The organism is Dehalococcoidales bacterium (assembly GCA_028716225.1).
In the GTDB taxonomy this organism is placed as follows: domain Bacteria; phylum Chloroflexota; class Dehalococcoidia; order Dehalococcoidales; family UBA5760; genus UBA5760.
Window position 1 is genome coordinate 107,986 of record JAQUQE010000002.1, and the last position, 17,595, is coordinate 125,580.

Annotated in this window: 19 protein-coding genes; 14 read left to right on the plus strand and 5 right to left on the minus strand. The window is 52.9% G+C overall.

Going from position 1 to position 17,595, the window contains the following annotated elements; genetic code table 11:
* Positions 1-14: 14 nt before the first annotated feature.
* The 3 genes from PHI12_02010 to PHI12_02020 form a co-directional block, all read right to left on the minus strand.
* Positions 15-800: an SIMPL domain-containing protein gene (locus PHI12_02010; GenBank protein ID MDD5509576.1), complete on the minus strand. Its 786-nt coding sequence runs from the start codon at positions 798-800 to the stop codon at positions 15-17.
* Between the two features lie 107 nt (positions 801-907).
* Positions 908-1,774, minus strand: a complete 867-nt coding sequence (locus PHI12_02015; protein MDD5509577.1) for a DUF5667 domain-containing protein — start codon at positions 1,772-1,774, stop codon at positions 908-910.
* Positions 1,775-2,311, minus strand: coding sequence for a sigma-70 family RNA polymerase sigma factor (locus PHI12_02020; protein MDD5509578.1), 537 nt, complete (start codon positions 2,309-2,311; stop codon positions 1,775-1,777). It abuts the gene before it with no gap.
* 176 nt (positions 2,312-2,487) lie between these two features.
* Here PHI12_02020 and rimI point away from each other — a divergent pair, with 176 nt between their 5' ends.
* Positions 2,488-3,042: a ribosomal protein S18-alanine N-acetyltransferase gene (gene rimI, locus PHI12_02025; protein ID MDD5509579.1), complete on the plus strand. Its 555-nt coding sequence runs from the start codon at positions 2,488-2,490 to the stop codon at positions 3,040-3,042.
* Positions 3,043-3,070: 28 nt separating this feature from the next.
* On the opposite strand, the gene PHI12_02030 is transcribed toward rimI, so the two are convergent.
* Complete coding sequence (locus tag PHI12_02030) at positions 3,071-4,216, minus strand: PD-(D/E)XK nuclease family protein (protein ID MDD5509580.1); 1,146 nt, start codon at positions 4,214-4,216, stop codon at positions 3,071-3,073.
* A gap of 117 nt (positions 4,217-4,333) precedes the next feature.
* On the opposite strand from PHI12_02030, the gene PHI12_02035 reads away from it, so the two are divergent.
* The 6 genes from PHI12_02035 to PHI12_02060 all read left to right on the plus strand — a co-directional run bounded on the left by PHI12_02035 (position 4,334) and on the right by PHI12_02060 (position 10,723).
* Positions 4,334-5,026, plus strand: coding sequence for a cytochrome c biogenesis protein CcdA (locus tag PHI12_02035; GenBank protein MDD5509581.1), 693 nt, complete (start codon positions 4,334-4,336; stop codon positions 5,024-5,026).
* A 33-nt stretch (positions 5,027-5,059) separates the two neighbouring features.
* A complete protein-coding gene (locus tag PHI12_02040; protein ID MDD5509582.1) occupies positions 5,060-5,590 on the plus strand; it encodes a TlpA disulfide reductase family protein in 531 nt (176 codons plus the stop codon).
* A gap of 55 nt (positions 5,591-5,645) precedes the next feature.
* Positions 5,646-5,966 carry a hypothetical protein gene (locus PHI12_02045; protein ID MDD5509583.1) on the plus strand — a complete coding sequence of 107 codons (321 nt, stop codon included), beginning with the start codon at positions 5,646-5,648 and terminating at the stop codon, positions 5,964-5,966.
* Between the two features lie 337 nt (positions 5,967-6,303).
* Complete coding sequence (gene nuoE, locus PHI12_02050; protein ID MDD5509584.1) at positions 6,304-6,810, plus strand: NADH-quinone oxidoreductase subunit NuoE; 507 nt, start codon at positions 6,304-6,306, stop codon at positions 6,808-6,810.
* 42 nt (positions 6,811-6,852) lie between these two features.
* Positions 6,853-8,631 carry an NADH-quinone oxidoreductase subunit NuoF gene (nuoF, locus tag PHI12_02055; protein MDD5509585.1) on the plus strand — a complete coding sequence of 593 codons (1,779 nt, stop codon included), beginning with the start codon at positions 6,853-6,855 and terminating at the stop codon, positions 8,629-8,631.
* Between the two features lie 10 nt (positions 8,632-8,641).
* Positions 8,642-10,723: an NAD(P)-binding protein gene (locus tag PHI12_02060; GenBank protein MDD5509586.1), complete on the plus strand. Its 2,082-nt coding sequence runs from the start codon at positions 8,642-8,644 to the stop codon at positions 10,721-10,723.
* Positions 10,724-10,779: 56 nt separating this feature from the next.
* On the opposite strand, the gene PHI12_02065 is transcribed toward PHI12_02060, so the two are convergent.
* Positions 10,780-11,595, minus strand: coding sequence for a methyltransferase domain-containing protein (locus PHI12_02065; GenBank protein ID MDD5509587.1), 816 nt, complete (start codon positions 11,593-11,595; stop codon positions 10,780-10,782).
* 197 nt (positions 11,596-11,792) lie between these two features.
* Here PHI12_02065 and pdxS point away from each other — a divergent pair, with 197 nt between their 5' ends.
* From pdxS to PHI12_02100, 7 genes are read left to right on the plus strand one after another with little or no spacing between them, the layout of a single operon-like run.
* Positions 11,793-12,674, plus strand: coding sequence for a pyridoxal 5'-phosphate synthase lyase subunit PdxS (pdxS, locus tag PHI12_02070; protein MDD5509588.1), 882 nt, complete (start codon positions 11,793-11,795; stop codon positions 12,672-12,674).
* Position 12,675: 1 nt separating this feature from the next.
* The gene (gene pdxT / locus PHI12_02075) at positions 12,676-13,260 is read left to right on the plus strand and encodes a pyridoxal 5'-phosphate synthase glutaminase subunit PdxT (protein ID MDD5509589.1); all 585 of its coding nucleotides are present in this window, start codon (positions 12,676-12,678) and stop codon (positions 13,258-13,260) included.
* 14 nt (positions 13,261-13,274) lie between these two features.
* Entirely contained in the window at positions 13,275-14,804 is a 1,530-nt protein-coding gene (locus PHI12_02080; GenBank protein MDD5509590.1) for an AAA family ATPase, read from the plus strand.
* A gap of 52 nt (positions 14,805-14,856) precedes the next feature.
* Positions 14,857-15,483, plus strand: a complete 627-nt coding sequence (gene tmk / locus PHI12_02085; GenBank protein ID MDD5509591.1) for a dTMP kinase — start codon at positions 14,857-14,859, stop codon at positions 15,481-15,483.
* Positions 15,476-16,555, plus strand: a complete 1,080-nt coding sequence (gene mnmA / locus PHI12_02090) for a tRNA 2-thiouridine(34) synthase MnmA (protein MDD5509592.1) — start codon at positions 15,476-15,478, stop codon at positions 16,553-16,555. The genes tmk and mnmA overlap by 8 nt, the downstream gene beginning before the upstream one ends.
* The gene (locus PHI12_02095; protein ID MDD5509593.1) at positions 16,539-17,174 is read left to right on the plus strand and encodes a ribonuclease HII; all 636 of its coding nucleotides are present in this window, start codon (positions 16,539-16,541) and stop codon (positions 17,172-17,174) included. Before mnmA ends, PHI12_02095 begins: the two co-directional genes overlap by 17 nt.
* Positions 17,171-17,536, plus strand: coding sequence for a YraN family protein (locus PHI12_02100; GenBank protein MDD5509594.1), 366 nt, complete (start codon positions 17,171-17,173; stop codon positions 17,534-17,536). Before PHI12_02095 ends, PHI12_02100 begins: the two co-directional genes overlap by 4 nt.
* The last annotated feature ends 59 nt before the right edge of the window (positions 17,537-17,595 follow it).

The window sequence follows — 17,595 nt, forward strand, 5'->3', positions numbered from 1 at the left end:
AGTCAATCATGCGGTCAGTCGAGAATAGCGTAGCAAACCTGAACGGTAAGGCTAACCTCCATCTCACCGGGGCTAATTGATGTTTCCGGTACTGCTTTAGCCATATCGTAGCTTATCATCCCTTCATTCTGGTAGATGGAAGACGACTGGGCACTCTCAGAGACATAGGTAGGCTTCCCCAGGCTGACGCCTGCCAGAGCGGCCAGTTGCTCCGCCTTGGCCCTGGCATCAGCGACCGCCTCCTGCCGTGCCTCTTCATAGTAGCCTTGAGGGTCGTCAATAGTGAACTCAATACCATCGATACGGGTTAAATCACCCCCGGCTACAACGACCGCATCAATGATAGCGCCCGCCTTATCGATATCCCTGATCTTAGCGCTCACGATATTAGTCACCCGGTAGCCGACGACAATACTCTCGCCCTTCACATCATCCCATCGGGTAACCTGACTGACATTAAAGTACTGGGTCTGAATATCCTTCTCTGCCACACCGCTATCGGTCATGGCTTTCATCACCCCATCCATCGCCTCTATTGCTTCTACCTGAGCCTCAGCCACAGTTGCTTCCTGGGCCTCAATACCCACCCTCAGAATAGCGACATCGGGAGCCGCCATTGTCTTACCCTGTCCGGTAACCCAGATTCCTGCCTGCTGACTATCCAGGCTAACCTCGAGGGTCGACGGGGAGTTACCCGAACCGACTCCATTGATACCCGGTAAACCAGCACCGCAACCGCTCAGGGCAACCACCGGTACTATCGGTACCAGTGCTATTGCCAGAAGCCACTTTCTGCTCATCTCCTGCCTCCTTCTTTAAGAGAACTCGCTTTCACTCACTTCTTAGAATTAAGACGGTAAAACCATCATTTGGTTAGCCTGCCCGAGGATAAGAAAAAGGCCACGGACTAATCTAATACGGTGAGAACTCTTCCGTAGCCAGCGGCCGAGACCGCGATTGCCCGATGCAGGGCAGGCTTGACCGACTCCGGTGCAACCATCAACTTACGGATTAGAGCAGACTGGTTACTGGCAGCATTGCTAACCACAGTCGTCTTCAGCTCCTCAAGATCGCCATCACCAGCCCACGCTCTCTGTTCAGTAGCATCATTCTCATACACCGATGCTTCTTGATCCGGCGTTATTTCCGGCACCGCCATCAGTGCTGCGGGAACAGCATCTTCTTCTACCGCTACCGCCTCCGCTTTCTCAGCAGAGGCTATCTCCAACAAAGTTCCCAGGCATTCATCCAGACGCTCCGCAATCACTTCAACCTGCTCGGCATCACCCTTATCAGCCAGATATACTATCTCGTCTACCCTCCTGCTGGCCTGCATAACGCATACCTCTGCCTTATCGGTATCAGATGGGGTTAGCGCCAGCTGCACTTCCTCACTGGCCAGCTTCACCGTATATAGGGGGGTGTCCGGCATACTGCCGCTGGCCATTACCACAGTGCCACCCCCAGACACCAGAATAACGCTGATTGCCACTACCGCCGTTACCAACCGCGTCCTCAAATTAAACAGGGACAGCTTCTTCTTCGCAGTCACTTCCTGAAGCACCGATTGGAATTCATACCTCGCCCTGGCCCTGAACTCGGGGCGGGGCAGAATCGCCAGCGTCTCACTGGCTACGCGAGCCGTCCGCAGCAGCGGTTCGAGCTGCTCTGCCTGCTCCGGATAACTCTCAAGACAATGCGTCAGGGTCTCGCCCCTAGCCAGCCGCTCCAAGCAATCGTCCAGGATGTTTTCGAACTCTCTATTATTCTTCATCTATCCCATTCCAGTTAGTTCTTTACGTAGAGCTACTACAGCGCTATGCTGCAATGCCTTTACTGCTCCTTCGCTCCTGCCCATAACCTTGGCTACCTGTGCAATCGGCAAATCACCGGCAAAACGGAGAGAAATTACCTCCTGCTGCGCCCGGGTCAACTTTTTTGTCGCCAGAGCCAGTTGCTCAATATCCAGCTTACGCTCTAACGCCAGTTGAGGGTCATCATCACTGGCCAGCAGGGTATCATCAAGGGCAACGGTCTCCCTCTTCGTCTTCTTCCTCAGGTAATCCACAACCTGATTGTGGGCAATACGAAACAGCCAGGATGAGAAAGGAAACCCCTTCCACCTAAAGGAAGAGATGGATTTAATAGCTTTGAGGAAGACCTGCTGGGTAATATCCTCGGCTTCCATTCTATCCCCTACCTTGAGCGATACATAGCGATATATCTTATCAAAGTACTTCTCGTACAACTGTGTAAAAGCCTCCTGGTCGTGCTGCTTCGCTCGTTGTACGAGGCTCTCCTCATCCTGCACCTGATAACTCCTCGCTCGTCAATGGTATTTATTTACGAGTATTATCCTGTGCATAGATTATAACGAATGAGATACCCAAAAAGATAGTCTTTACAGCGCCCCGGTTATATCAGACAGCATGGAATGTGCTACAATAATGCCCGAAAAGTCAGGCATGTCTTAAAGAGGAAAGTGAATTGTCTTACTACATACGCCGGATGTGCCGCGAGGATGTTGACCAGGTCACTGAGATTGACCGCGAAGCCTTCCCTACCATGTGGCCGCCGGCCAACTACGAGCGTGAGCTTAAGGTAAGCCTGGCCCATTATATTACTGCCTGTGTAGACGGGACGGCGACCGAAAGAACTGAGAAACAAAGAGTTGTCGGTTTCGCCGGCCTCTGGCTGATGGCTGATGAAGCTCATATAACCAACATCGCGGTAAGACACAGCCATCAGCGGCAGGGTATAGGCGAACACCTGCTGATAGCTATGATAAACCTGGCTATTGAACAGAATGCCCATATCCTCACCCTGGAAGTGAGGGCCTCCAACACCGCAGCTCAGAAGCTATACCATAAGTACGGTTTCACCCAGATGGATATCCGCCGCAGCTATTATACCGATAACAGAGAGGATGCTCTGGTAATGACCATCGAGAATATCGACGGAGCAGTATTCCAGAAACGACTGCGCCGGCTAGAGAAAGCCCACTTCCGAAAGTGGGGGGTAGCCCTCTATCACATCGTTTGACGGTCTACTGATAAAAACCGGCCCTGGATCACTCTTCATCGGTAAGCTTTTTAGGAAGAAGCCGGGGATAAGTGGATATGACCTGCCTCAAGGCTTTCAGCTTCTGTCTGATGTCCTCGGCCAGCTTATCTCCGGTAATGAGCTGCCTAAGTCTGGACTGGTCGAAGCTCAATACCTCCCCCCACAGTCCCTCGGGTTCAAGCAACGTCCTGACCATATCCTCACTAAAACCGGTCTTCTCAACCAGTTTATAGGTGACAGCATGCTCCCGACCAAAGACCCGGCTTAAACCCTCATTCTGACAGAAGTCAACAATCATCCGTCTTACCTCTTCAAGCTGGCACTCCAGTTCTTTTATCTCGGCCTGCAGAGAAACATACCTCTCAACAAGATCAGCTTCAGGTATACGGGACAGAGCCGCCTGCCGGTCTGAATCAAGACTGTTTCCCATATACTGATGGCGATAGTATGGACAGTGCTCCGGAAAATCACAGGGGCAATACTGGTTTTCGACAGCAGGAAACCGGTTACCGGCAATGTTCTCCGCCACCTCCACTACCAGCCGCCTGGCTTTCTCAAGCTGCGATCCCTGCCTCGGCTGACAACTACAGGGAGTATTCGACCTTAAGTGATACAGTGTTAGCTTCTCCACCGGAAGATGCCAGAGTTGCTCGGCCGCCAGTTGATACAACGTGAGCTGCAGGTTACTCCCCAGGTATTCGCTGGAAAACAACTCCTGGTTTGATTTGTAATCAACTATGGACAAGCCACCGCTATCCAGTTTGTCCACCCGGTCAATAAAGCCTCTCAGCTTGATACCATCGATATCGATATAAAACATCTTCTCGATAGCCAGCGGCATTCTAAAATCAGCGCTGTGAATCCTCCAGAAACCGATCAGTATCTCTCTACCATAGGACTGATAATTCTCTTCTTCCTCAGCGGATTGATACCCTTCAGAAAGCCAGCTTTGCTGATAATAGTCGAGTAGCTCATCCAGCGACGGCGGTGGCGGCACCTTGACCCTGAAGAAATACTCGGCGCACAGATGAAGGACTGAACCAAAGCTAAAATACCCCTTCTCCTTAGGCTTCAATCCATCGATATACTGCAGCCGGTAAAGCAGAGGGCAGCTCTGGTAGGTAGCAATCTGAGTATAGCTTAACGGTCTCATATCTTCCCCTTCTACATTCTAACAATGCCGGAGAGAATATTTCCAGCGCGGCATCACTAACCTGTCGGGCAACTCCCGTTTTGATAGACGGTATATCCATTATGCTATTATATATAAATGGACAATATATCAGTAATAGCCGCTTTTGTCGCCGGGCTAACCTCTTTCCTGTTGCCCTGTGTACTGCCCCTGGCCCCGATATATATGGCTATCCTGGCCGGTCCGGAAATTCTTGAGCCCGGAGCCGATAAAAAGAACGTCCGGATATTTCTTCACTCCCTTACTTTCGTCGCCGGTTTTAGCGTAGTATTCATCGGACTGGGTGCCGGGGCCGGCCTGGCCGGCCTGGCCATCAGTATCAACTTCTTCCTAATCAAACAGGTTGCCGGTATACTACTGATAGTCTTCGGGGCACTCTTTCTGCTATCCCAGAAGGTGCCGCAGCTAAATTTCCAGAAGCGGCTTACCCCGTCTCAAAGCACTAAGACCGGTTACATACGCTCCTTTGCCACCGGCGCCATATTCTCAATGTCTTCGATGACCTGCGCCACCTACATACTGGGAGGCATCTTAATGCTAGCCGCAGCTTCGGCCACCGCCTGGCGCGGTGCCTATCTGCTGGCGATATACTCCCTCGGCCTGGGCATACCATTTCTGATAATCGGAGCCGCCTTCGAACGGATAACACCGCTACTGAAGCGCATACAACATCACTCCAGAGCAGTATATATTACCAGCGGCGCCGTACTGATAGTCCTGGGAATATTGGTCACAACGGGCAGACTTACTTTGTTAACCGGAGCAATTTAGTAGTAGAATTAAATGATAAACAGGAGACTAAGATTGAGCAAACTACCAAGAATAATGCTGACAGTAATACTGGCCTCTCTCAGTCTGGGGCTAGTGATATCCGGATGTTCCGGCGGTTCCCCAACCGATGCGATGGCAGTAGGCAGGAAAGCACCCGAATTTGAACTGCCCAATGCGGATGGTGAGTTCGTATCTCTAAGCGCCTTCAACGGCAGCCCGATACTGATCAACTTCTGGTATACCGGCTGTCCTCCTTGCCGTAACGAGATACCCTACTTGCATCAGGTTTATAGTGAAATGCAGGGGAGGGGGCTGGTAATACTTGCGATTAATGTCGGCGATAGCTCCGGTGCGGTAAGACAGTTCCTCGAGAACAACGGGATTGCCCCTTTTCTTAATACCGTGCTGTTTGACAGCAAAGGTGATACCGTTAAGCAATACAGCGTTCAATGGTACCCGACCAGCTTCTTTATTGACCGGGATGGGATAATTCGAGAAAAAGTAATCGGTGGCTTCCAGAGTAAAGAAGCTATCGAAAAGAGGCTGGACAGTATTATTTCATAGTCGTCGGTGATGATTGCCGCAGGTCGCTTAGTTATCAGTCGAAAAGAGGTTAGCTATGAGTGATGTTTTAGATGAAGCCCACGGGATAATCCAGTGTAAGGAATGTCCCTGGTACAAGTCATGCATTATGCCGATGAGGTTTACTGCCGAGGATATCCGCCGGCAGCTTCAGCAGTCAGTATCCGGAATGGACTCCTCGCAACCCCCCGATATAAACATGCAGAACCTTATGTCAAGCATGGCGATTGCCGCCCAGAACTCACTGCTGGAAGGCTGCCCGATATTTATCGAGCGTCTGCGTAATAACCCTAACCTCGCCCAGCGTATCAAGGAGATAATGCAGAACTGGGGGAAAGAAGAGGAAAACAAGGGCTAAGACTAATCCGCCACAACAAATCCTTAACACCAGTACCGGCGCTGCCCTATCGCCGATGGTAGGCTTCCACAACTAGACAGACTCTGATGACATATATTATAATGAGTGTCGGTGAGCTTACTTCACCAAAATGACTTCAGTAAACTACCTCTACTCCGGTCAAACTGCTTTACGTTAACTAAGGTAAACAACGAATACCGCAGAGGTGTGATTCGAATAGGACTGAGAGCATGTCTGACAGTCAATACCTAGCCTTGATTACTACCAAATTACCGGTTATTCCTGATGAGACAAACGCACTTTAAACAAACTTGAGTAGCGAGAAAAGGAGACGACTATGGCCGATGGAAGCATGACCGAAGAAAAAATAGACTTTAGCGTAATCGATGCCATCGCCCGTAAACACAGCGTGGAACGGGGTGCCGTAATACCGATTCTACAAGAGGTTCAGGATACGCTCGGCTATGTACCCAAGGCAGCGATACAGCGGGTAGCCGACGACATCGATGTTCCCGCCAGTGAGATATACGGCATCGTCACATTCTATGCTCAATTCCGTCTCGAACCGCTCGGCAAATACTTGATTAAGGTCTGCCACGGTACCGCATGTCACCTGTGCGGTGCCGAGATGGTAGCTGATACCATCGCCCAGGTTACCGGTGCCAAGGAAGGAGCAACCAGCGAGGACAAGATGTTTACCGTCGAACGGGTCGCCTGTCTCGGCTGCTGCAGTCTGGCCCCCTGTATTATGATTAACGGCGATACCCACGGACGGCTTACTCCGGAATCTATCGACAAGACAATGCAAGAAATCCGGAAAAAAGAAGCGGCCTCTGCAGGTTAAGTCATCTTCAAATATACATCCCGGACATGATAGGAGGAACTGATGTCCTTAGCAAAAGAAGAAAAGTGGACAATAAAGATAGGGCTCGCCTCCTGCGGCATAGCCGCCGGGGCAAGAAAGGTATACGACGCTTTCAAAACTCAGCTTAAAGACAAGGGGCTCAATGTAGTGATTAAGCAGACCGGGTGCATGGGTATGTGCTATAATGAGGCCCTGATTGAGGTCATCTCACCTCAAAACGAAAGCACATTCTACAGTAAGGTTACCCCGGATAAGGTCGAACGCATCATCAATGATCATATCGCCCGGAGTACCCCGGTCACCGAATGGATTATCCCGCAGAAAGAGCTAAAAAGTCTAATGGCGAAGCAGAAAAGGGTTGTGCTGCGTAACTGCGGTATAATCGATCCTGAGTCGCTTGAAGATTATCTGGCTGCTGACGGCTACAAAGCACTGGAGAAGGTGCTAAACAGCATGGCCCCCCAGGAGGTAATCGATGAGATTACTACCTCCGGTCTCAGGGGTAGAGGTGGCGCCGGCTTTCCTACCGGCGTCAAGTGGGGCTTCGCCCGCAAAGCAGAAGGAGAACCAAAATACATCGTCTGCAATGCCGATGAAGGCGACCCGGGCGCATTCATGGACAGGAGTGTCCTGGAAAGCGACCCGCATACCGTCATCGAAGGCATGCTAATCGCCGGCTACGCTGTCGGCGCGTCAGAAGGCTATTTCTACATAAGAGCAGAGTACCCGCTGGCAATCAAACGCCTGGAAATAGCGCTGGCTAAAGCCATAGAGAAGGGGTTTATCGGAGAAAATATCAAGGGATCCGGTTTCAGCTTTAATATCAAGATTAGACAGGGAGCCGGCGCCTTCGTCTGTGGTGAAGAGACCGCACTATTAATGTCCATAGAGGGGAAACGGGGTATGCCCAGGGTCCGCCCACCCTTCCCGGCCAACTCGGGTCTATGGGAGAAGCCAACCACCATCAATAATGTCGAGACTCTGGCCAATGTTGCCTGGATTATCCTACACGGCGCCAGCGCCTTCAACAGCTACGGCACCGAAAAAAGCAAGGGGACCAAGGTCTTTGCCCTCGCCGGCAAGGTAGCCCACGGCGGTCTGATCGAGGTACCCATGGGAATAACACTCAAGGAAGTCGTCTTTGATGTCGGCGGTGGGACCTCAAGCGGCCTGGAATTCAAGGCAATCCAGATCGGGGGGCCATCCGGCGGTGTTATCCCGGCCAGCATGGCAGACACCCAGGTAGACTACGAATCGGTAACTAAAACCGGTGCCATTATGGGCTCCGGCGGCCTGATAGTAATGGATGAGTCCAGTTGTATGGTAGACATCACCAAGTTCTTCCTTAACTTTACCCAGGAGGAATCCTGCGGTAAATGCACATTCTGCCGCATCGGCACCCTTCGCATGCTGGAAACGCTGAAGCGGATTGCTAACGGCGAAGGAAAGGAAGAAGATATCGAGCTCCTTGAGGAGCTGGCTCATACTGTAAAACGGGCTTCACTATGCGGGCTGGGGCAGACAGCACCCAACCCGGTATTGACCACGATTAAATACTTCCGTGACGAGTACGAAGAGCATATCCGCGACCATAAATGCCGCGCCAAGAAATGCCAGGCATTGATTACCTACGAGGTTATCTCGGAAAAGTGCCCCGGCTGCGGGGTATGTGCCAAGTACTGTCCTACCAAGGCTATTTCCGGAGAGAGGAAAAAGCCCTTTGTTATTGACCAGGAAAAGTGTATTCGCTGTGGATTATGCATGAATGTGTGTCGTCTCGACGCCATATCGGTCCAGTAAGGAGAGGAAAATGCCCAAAGTCGCATTTACGTTGAATGGGAAAAGGATTGAAGCAGAGGTCGGAACCACTATTCTGGAAGCGGCCGAGCAGCAGGGAATTAGACTACCCACCCTGTGCCATGACTCACGCCTTAAGCCTACTGCCGCCTGTCGCCTCTGCCTGGTGGAGGTAGAAAAAGCGCGCGGGCCGATGCCGGCCTGTACCACACCGATAACCGAAGGTATGGCAATCAGAACCGCCAGCGATGACCTAAGCAACATGCGCCGCATGGCCCTGGAGCTGATCCTCTCCGACCACTATGGTGACTGTATTGCACCCTGCAAGCTAACCTGCCCGGCAGGCATAGACATTCAGGGCCATATCGCCCTTACTGCCCAGGGCAAATATCGGGAAGCACTGGCTCTAATCAAGGAATCCAACCCGCTGCCCCTGGTCTGCGGCCGGGTGTGCCCCCGTTTCTGCGAAACCGAGTGCCGCCGCAACCGGGTAGATGAACCAGTAGCAATAAACTCGTTAAAGCGATTCGTCGCCGACTACGATATGAATAGCAAGGACCAATACCTGCCGGAACCCAAACCGGCAACAGGCCGCCGTGTTGCTATCATCGGCGGAGGTCCGGCCGGTCTGACCGCCGCTTACTACCTCGGGCTGGAAGGACACACAGTAACCATTCTTGAAGCCAGTCCCGAGCTCGGGGGAATGCTGAGATACGGTATTCCCGAATACCGGTTACCCAAAGCAATTTTGGACAAAGAAATAGCTGCTATCACACGCCTGTGTCACAAAGTCCGCTGCAACGCCTCACTGGGCAAAGACTTTACTATCGAAAGCCTCAAGAAAACAGGTTACGAGGCAATCTTTATCGCCATCGGAGCACAAGCCAATCAGAAAATGAGAATCGAAGGGGAAAACCTGCCCGGTGTACTCTCCGGAATCGAATTCTTAAGAGATGTAACCCTGGGTAATAAGGTATCCCTGGGTAATAAGATAGCCGTAATCGGCGGTGGCAACACCGCAATGGATGTCGCCCGTACCGCCGTCAGACTGGGGGTAAAAGAAGTAAATGTCGTCTACCGCCGCTCCAGATTGGAGATGCCAGCTAATGCCGAGGAAATAGAACAGGCTGAGGAAGAAGGGGTCCACTTCCAGTTCCTGACCGCCCCGGTAAAGGCCAGCGCCAGAGCAGGCAAAGTCGCTGCTATGGAATGTATCAAGATGGCGCTTGGTGAGCCGGACAGTTCAGGCCGGCGCCGCCCCGAGCCGATAGCCGGCTCCGAATTCACGATGGAGGTGGATAATATTATCGCCGCCATCGGGCAGGCCATGGATAATCCCAACCTGGACCGGGACAGCCAGATCGAAATCAGCAAGAGAAACTACATCAGTATCAATGATGAGAATATGGCTACCTCCGTAGCCGGAGTATTCTCCGGTGGCGACTGTACCTCAGGACCAGCCACTGCAGTTGAGGCTATCGGCGCAGGGAGGAGAGCAGCCAGTTCAATAAACAAATACCTCAGCGGACAGCCGGTAGTACCGGATGTGAAAAGCTACAGCTGTAGCAAGGGTGAGCTGGAAGATATCGACTCCACCGATTTCGCCGATGTCGAGCGCATTGCCAGAACCAAACAAGCTACCCTCGATCCGGAAGAGCGTAAGAAGAGCTTTGCCGAGATGGAGTTCACCCTCAGCGAGAAAAAGGCGCTCAAGGAAGCGGAACGCTGCCTCGGCTGTGGCTGCCATGCCAGATTCGACTGCAAGCTGCGTGAGCTAGCGACCGAGTATCAGGTAAACGATGCCCACTACGCCGGCGCAAAACACCACCTGCCCATTAACAAGAGCGAGCATCCGTTTATCTTAAGAGACCAGAATAAGTGTATTCTGTGTGGCAGGTGCATCCGGATATGTAGCGAGATTAAAGGGCTCAGCGTCTTCGGCTTTGTGGAGCGAGGCTTTGAGACCAGAGTTGAACCGACGCTGGGTATGCCGTTATCCGAAACGAGCTGTGACTCCTGCGGTCTGTGTGTTTCCACCTGTCCTACCGGAGCGTTGGGAACAAAAGCACCACTGCCCGAGATATTAACCGACTAACAGACCGGTAAGCAACGCAGCATAAAACGGTATCGGCTGAATTACCGATGAAGTAATTAAGCTGTATCCGGCTTTATTCCGACCCCCTTAAACCAGGTGTAGAAAAAGGTACCGCCGGGAGATTCCGCAGTATGGCGCAGGTCATCGATACCTTTCCGCCAGGTTACTTCGGCAATAAGCCCCAGATTGAGTGCCTGTTCTCTCGCCGTTTCAAGCATCGGCACCATAATCTTGCCGACCCCATCGTTCATCAGTCGAGGGTTGCTGCCATCGGCATACAGCCAGCGGGGTAAGACGTATCCGATGTCGAAGCCGGACTGTTCCAGCAGCGGGTATAGCTGGCGACCGATCAGGGGATTATGGTCAAGGTGTTTCTGCACATCTATCAGACACTGCCATACCTTACGGGACTCAGCCGTCTCCGGATACCAGAAACATGATCCATGGTCGCCCTCAATTACCGTTATCGTACCCCCCTTCTTAAGCACCCTCTTCAACTCGATAAGTGCATCAACCGGTCGGTCAAGATGCTCCAAGACAAAGCAGACAAAGACATGATCAAAAATTCCTTCTCTAAACGGCAGGGTCAGAATATCAGACTGCTGTAGGGAAACGACCCCTATACCCTGATTATCGATAATGGCACCAGCCCTTCTGAGAGAGTCCAGAGAGATGTCTACCGATATGATTCTGGCACGGGGACTGCGTCTGGCCAGGATCACCGTCTGTGCACCGATGCCGCAGCCGGCTTCTAATATCAGATTACCAGCGGGGTAGCTGGTATCAGAATGCAGCAGATTCTCAATAATCAGGGACTGCTCACGCAGCCGTTGCGCCTCCCTTTCCGAATAACCGTGCACATACCGATGCATATATCACTCCTTCACAAACAGACGCTACCCACATAATTATACAGACCATCCGCCTAATTACCAAACCGAAGGACATTCGTGGCGACGATAGATACCGGAGTCATAGTTTCTTGATAAGCAAACCCGACGGTGATAAAATATACCTAGGAAATACGCACAGAAAAAACAACAAAATTACAGCAGAGGGGGCATAAAAGATGAAAACTGGCACTTGGAAGGTCAAGACCGGGCTGGCGCAAATGCTGAAGGGGGGAGTGATCATGGACGTGGTTACCCCCGAGCATGCCAGGATAGCCCAGGAAGCCGGTGCCTGTGCTGTAATGGCACTGGAGAGAGTACCCGCTGACATTCGTGCCGCTGGTGGAGTAGCCCGCATGGCCGACCCGACCGTTATCGAAAACATTAAGAAGGCCGTCTCAATACCGGTAATGGCAAAATGCCGCATCGGTCATTTCGTAGAGGCCCAGGCACTGGAGGCACTCGGTATCGATTACATCGACGAGTCGGAAGTGCTTACTCCTGCCGACGAAGCACACCATATCTGGAAACACGACTTCAAGGTACCCTTTGTCTGCGGCTGTCGCAACCTAGGCGAGGCGCTGCGCCGCCTTGGCGAAGGGGCTGCCATGATACGGACTAAAGGAGAGGCAGGCACCGGTAATGTTGTCGAAGCCGTCAGACACATGCGAGCGGTCACGGATGCTATTCGTAAACTGGTAAATATGCCCGAGGAAGAACTGATGGCAGAGGCCAAGGAAATAGGTGCCCCTTTCGAACTGGTCCAGGAGATACATAAAACGGGGAAACTGCCGGTAGTCAACTTTGCCGCCGGCGGTGTAGCTACCCCGGCTGATGCCGCCCTGATGATGCAGCTGGGCGCCGACGGGGTCTTTGTCGGCTCCGGTATCTTTAAGTCTGCCAAACCCGAGGTCATGGCCAAGGCCATCGTCAAGGCGACCACCCACTATCAGGACGCCGCAATCATCGCCGAGGTCTCCAAGAACCTGGGCGAAGCCATGCCCGGGCTGGATATCAAGCAAATCCCCACCGAAGAACTGCTGGCATCCCGAGGCTGGTAAGATGAGAATAGGTGTCCTTGCTATGCAGGGAGCCTTTGCCGAACACATAGCCATGCTGCGCCAGCTAAAGGTAGAAGCACTACCTGTCCGTCTACCCTCGGAGCTTGAGAATATGGACGGGTTGGTTATCCCGGGTGGAGAAAGTACCTCTATCGGTCGTCTGATAGCAGCCTATAAGCTGGCCGACGAGGTGAAAAAGTTTGCCGAGAGAGGGCTACCCATATTTGGCACCTGCGCCGGAATGATACTACTCGCCAGAGAAATCTCAGAATCCGACGTCGAACCCCTGGGGCTGATGGACATCACAGTCAGACGTAATGCCTTCGGACGACAGAAGGACAGCTTTGAGGCTGAGCTGGATATACCGGCGCTGGGAGAAAAACCCTTCCTTGGCATCTTCATCCGTGCTCCCTTAATCGAGAAGGTCAATGGCAAAACCGAGATACTGGCCAGGCTGGGCGACGGTACCATCGTCGCCGCCAGGCAGGGCAAACTACTGGCGGCTGCTTTCCACCCCGAGCTGACCGACGATCTGAGATTTCATCAGTATTTTTTAGATATTGCTGCCGAGAGCAATAAATCCTAAACAGGGGAACACCTTTGCAAAAGGTTATGCAAAAGGTTATCACCGATGACCTGGATGCTTTGCTCAACATCCTACCGCCACACATTCGTCAGCCGCTATGCGACCAAGGGAACAACAGTGATCTGCTGGAAGTAGTCCTTGATCTGGGCCGGCCTGCAGAAGCCCGTTTTCCGGCGCGGGAAATAATCCTTAACCCCAAAGAAATTGACGAAGCCGACCTTGATTACGTCGTCTCACGTATCGGTACTTTCGGCGATGACAACCGGGCCGGCATTGAGCGCACGCTGCATCGCATCTCCGCTATCCGCAACCGCAAACGGCGTATCGTCGGACTCACCTGCCGTGTGGGACGGGCTGTCTTCGGCACAATAAAGATTATCGAAGACCTCGTCGAGACCGGCAAGGGCGTTCTCCTCTTGGGTGGTCCCGGAGTAGGCAAAACCACCATGCTCCGTGAGGTTGCCCGGGTACTCGCTGACGAATTCGGGAAACGGGTTATCATTGTCGACACCTCAAATGAAATCGCCGGCGACGGCGATATTCCCCACCCGGCTATCGGACACGCCCGCCGGATGCAGGTAGCCACCCCTACCAAGCAACACGCCGTAATGATTGAGGCGGTGGAGAACCATATGCCCGAGGTAATCGTAATCGATGAAATCGGTACCGAACTCGAGGCACAGGCAGCCCGCACTATTGCCGAGCGCGGCGTGCAGCTAATCGCCACCGCCCACGGAAACACACTGGAGAATCTAATGATGAACCCTACCCTCTGCGACCTCATCGGCGGCATCCAGTCGGTAACCCTGGGCGACGAAGAAGCCAAGCGAAGGGGCACCCGGAAATCGATCCTGGAACGCACTTCGTCACCAACCTTTGATATCGTTGTTGAAATTCAGGGCTGGGACAGGGTAGCCATCCGCCCCGACGTTGGCGAGGCGGTCGACGCTATCCTGCGCGGCCAGGTGCTGGATATCGAAACCCGCTGGCTGGACGAAAAGGGTGAGATCAGGATAGCAAAGCAAGTCCCGGCAACCACCTCGACAAGAACATCCAGAGCCAGACAACCCCTCAAGAAAAATGAGCCGGCGAAGGTTTACCTCTACGGGATAAACCGGGGGCGGCTGGAACAAATTACCAAAGAGATGCAGCTAGAACTGGATATAGTGCAAAACTTGAGCGAGGCTAATCTTTTTATCACTTCGAAAAACTACTTTCGCCGTAAGCCGCAAAAGGTGAGGGATGCCGAAGCGGCTAACCTGCCTCTCTATGTCTTAAGAAGCAATACCCCGGCTCAGATGAGACAACTTTTGACTGACATCTACCCGGTAGAGAATCAGGACAAATCAAATTCCTTAAAGCGTGCCTTAGGTGAGGCGGAAGAAGCGGTTACCCAGGTAAAGGAAGGGGAGCAAGAAGGAATAGAACTCAGTCCGCAGAGCGCTTACATACGTCGCCTGCAGCATCTGATAGCGGGACGAAACGACTTGCTCTCCCAGAGCACCGGCAAAGACCCCAACCGCAGGGTGAGGATTTATCGGTAAGCGGAGAGGGAAACAGGATAATGGGCCACCGAATAATATAAATGAGGTAGTTATGTCCCTGTTCATCACCTTCGAGGGAGGAGAAGGAAGCGGCAAGAGCGTTCAGTCTAAACTACTATACCGGAGACTGTCGCACCTGTCCATTCCGACCATCCTGACCTACGAACCCGGCGGTACGCCGCTGGGCAAGAAGCTGGGCCGCTGGTTGAAATGGACTGATGATAAGGATATCACACCGCTGGTCGAGCTGCTACTGTTTAACGCCGCCCGCGCCCAATCGGTAACCGAGGTAATCATACCCGGCCTGAAAAATGGCAAAGTCGTTATCAGCGACCGCTATGCCGATTCTACCACAGTATATCAGGGATATGGACGGGGGCTGGATATGGCAACCGTCAAAGCTACCAATAACGCCGCTACTCAAGGGCTTAAACCGGAACTGACCGTCCTTCTCGACATACCCACCGAATTGGGACTTACCCGCAAGAAGGGCAGCCAGCGAGACCGCTTCGAACAGGAAGAGCTAGCCTTTCACCACAGGATAAGGGAGGGCTACCTCAAGCTGGCTGCTGACGAACCTGAACGCTGGCTGGTCGTAGACGCCACACAGAGCAGGGAGAAGGTGGCCGGGGCTATCTGGCAACGGGTAAGCGAGCTGCTGGGCCAAGAGAGTGACTGAAAAAAAGATGTCCGGTAAGCGAGTGGTTGTGGCGATGAGCGGCGGAGTGGACTCTCTAATGGCAGCCGCCCTGCTCAATGAGGCCGGCAATCAAACAAGCGGCGTTTATTTGAAGCTATGGAAAGGCCCCGATCAGGAAAAGAATATCGCTGCCCTCAGAGATAACTGCCGGGGGCTGGCAATCCCCCTCCGGATACTCAATCTGGAAGAAGAGTTCCAGGAGCTTATAATCGACTACTTCTGTCTGGAGTACAACCGCGGCCGGACACCAAACCCCTGTACTATCTGCAACCAAAGAATCAAGTTCGGGCTGCTGCTCGACAGGGTAATGGAAATGGGAGCCGACTATCTGGCTACCGGCCACTACGCCCGCATCGAGTCCTCCGGGGAAGGGCATCATCTCCTCGAAGGGGCAGACCCGACCAAAGACCAGTCCTATTTCCTCTACCGGCTCGGGCAACGGGAACTGAAGCACCTGCTCTTCCCTCTGGGTAGCCTCCACAAATCCGAGGTTAGGCAGATGGCCGCCCGGCGCGGCCTGGCTACTGACAGCCCGCGGGAGAGCCAGGACATCTGCTTCATACCGGGTAATGACTATCGCCAGTTTTTGGCCGGGCACATCACCACAAAACCCGGGGATATTACCGACGCGGAGGGTAACGTCCTGGGCAGACACAACGGCATGGCTCTCTACACCGTAGGGCAAAGGCAGGGACTGGGCTTAAGCTCGAAGGAAAGGCTTTATGTGCTCAAGCTTGATCCCAACACCAACAGAGTAATAGTCGGCACCAGCAACCAGCTGGTAGGCAACAGGCTTAACGCCAGCCGGCTCAGCTGGATCAGGGGAGTACCACCGCAAGAGACACGCAGAATAACGGCTAAAATCCGCTACGGCTCAGCCCGGGCAGCCGCCAGGTTATGCCTAGAGGGTAATACCGCCAAGGTCACCTTCAATAAGCCCCAGAGCGCAATTACCCCGGGGCAGGATGTCGTTTTCTACCAGGGCAGTGAGGTGCTGGGCGGGGGTATAATAGAAGTAGAGGAAAGCAAAGGGCGTGATATTCCGATCTAATAAACCATCCTTTATCGAGGAAGAACTTCTCAGGGCAAATGGCTACCAGCTTGTTGCCGGCGTTGATGAAGCCGGCCGGGGTGCACTGGCCGGTCCGGTAGCCGCCGCCGCCGTGATACTACCCGCCCGGATAGATACTCCCTGGCAGGATGAGGTAAGGGACTCCAAGCAGCTAAGTCCGGCCCGAAGGGAGTACCTCTTTCAGCACATCAGGGAAACTGCTATTGCGGCAGGCATCGGACTGGTGCCACCTGAGACGATCGACTCACAGGGAATAGTCAAGGCAACGAAACTCGCCATGAAAATAGCTATTGAGCAACTCGCACCAGCGCCCGACTATCTTATTATCGACTATCTAATCCTCCCCGAGATATCCCTGCCGCAAAAGGGGATCACCAACGGCGACCGGCTATGCTTCTCCATTGCCTGCGCCTCTATCATCGCCAAGGTGGCCCGCGACCGTTTTATGATTCGGCTGGATGATACCTACCCCGGCTACGGGCTGGCCAGACACAAGGGCTATGGAACAAGGGAACACCTTTTCCGCCTCAGCCAGATGGGAACCTGCCCGATTCACCGCCACTCCTTCAGGCCGGTCAGGCAGGTAAGCGAACTATGAAACGCAGAGAGACCGGTATCCTGGGGGAAAGAATAGCCCACGACTTCCTCAAAAAACGCGGCTATCACATTCTGGAGACCAACTACCGCTGTCCGCGAGGAGAGATTGATATCATCGCCAGGCATAAGGACTACCTTGTCTTTATCGAAGTAAGAACCAAAAGGAGCCTCGGCTTCGGCAGTCCGGAGGAATCAATTACTCCGGTCAAGAAGGAAAGGTTGAGAACAACCGCCCTTCACTACCGGCAGAGCCACCGTAATCTACCATCGCTATGGCGTATTGATATCGTAGCGATAGAGCTAGACGAAAAAAGCAAGCCGTCCCGCATCGAGCTTATTGATAATGCAGTGGGTGAGGACTAAGGCATATCTCTTTACCACCTGCTTCCAATTATGTTAGAATTAGCCGCCAGTGACGATGA

Excerpts from the sequence above, each read along its gene's own strand:
- PHI12_02010 (MDD5509576.1), bottom strand. The coding sequence starts at position 800 with ATGAGCAGAAAGTGGCTTCTGGCAATAGCACTGGTACCGATAGTACCG.
- PHI12_02015 (MDD5509577.1), bottom strand. The coding sequence starts at position 1,774 with ATGAAGAATAATAGAGAGTTCGAAAACATCCTGGACGATTGCTTGGAG.
- PHI12_02030 (MDD5509580.1), bottom strand. The coding sequence starts at position 4,216 with ATGAGACCGTTAAGCTATACTCAGATTGCTACCTACCAGAGCTGCCCT.
- PHI12_02035 (MDD5509581.1), top strand. The coding sequence starts at position 4,334 with ATGGACAATATATCAGTAATAGCCGCTTTTGTCGCCGGGCTAACCTCT.
- PHI12_02045 (MDD5509583.1), top strand. The coding sequence starts at position 5,646 with ATGAGTGATGTTTTAGATGAAGCCCACGGGATAATCCAGTGTAAGGAA.
- nuoE (MDD5509584.1), top strand. The coding sequence starts at position 6,304 with ATGGCCGATGGAAGCATGACCGAAGAAAAAATAGACTTTAGCGTAATC.
- nuoF (MDD5509585.1), top strand. The coding sequence starts at position 6,853 with ATGTCCTTAGCAAAAGAAGAAAAGTGGACAATAAAGATAGGGCTCGCC.
- PHI12_02060 (MDD5509586.1), top strand. The coding sequence starts at position 8,642 with ATGCCCAAAGTCGCATTTACGTTGAATGGGAAAAGGATTGAAGCAGAG.
- PHI12_02065 (MDD5509587.1), bottom strand. The coding sequence starts at position 11,595 with ATGCATCGGTATGTGCACGGTTATTCGGAAAGGGAGGCGCAACGGCTG.
- pdxS (MDD5509588.1), top strand. The coding sequence starts at position 11,793 with ATGAAAACTGGCACTTGGAAGGTCAAGACCGGGCTGGCGCAAATGCTG.
- pdxT (MDD5509589.1), top strand. The coding sequence starts at position 12,676 with ATGAGAATAGGTGTCCTTGCTATGCAGGGAGCCTTTGCCGAACACATA.
- tmk (MDD5509591.1), top strand. The coding sequence starts at position 14,857 with ATGTCCCTGTTCATCACCTTCGAGGGAGGAGAAGGAAGCGGCAAGAGC.
- PHI12_02100 (MDD5509594.1), top strand. The coding sequence starts at position 17,171 with ATGAAACGCAGAGAGACCGGTATCCTGGGGGAAAGAATAGCCCACGAC.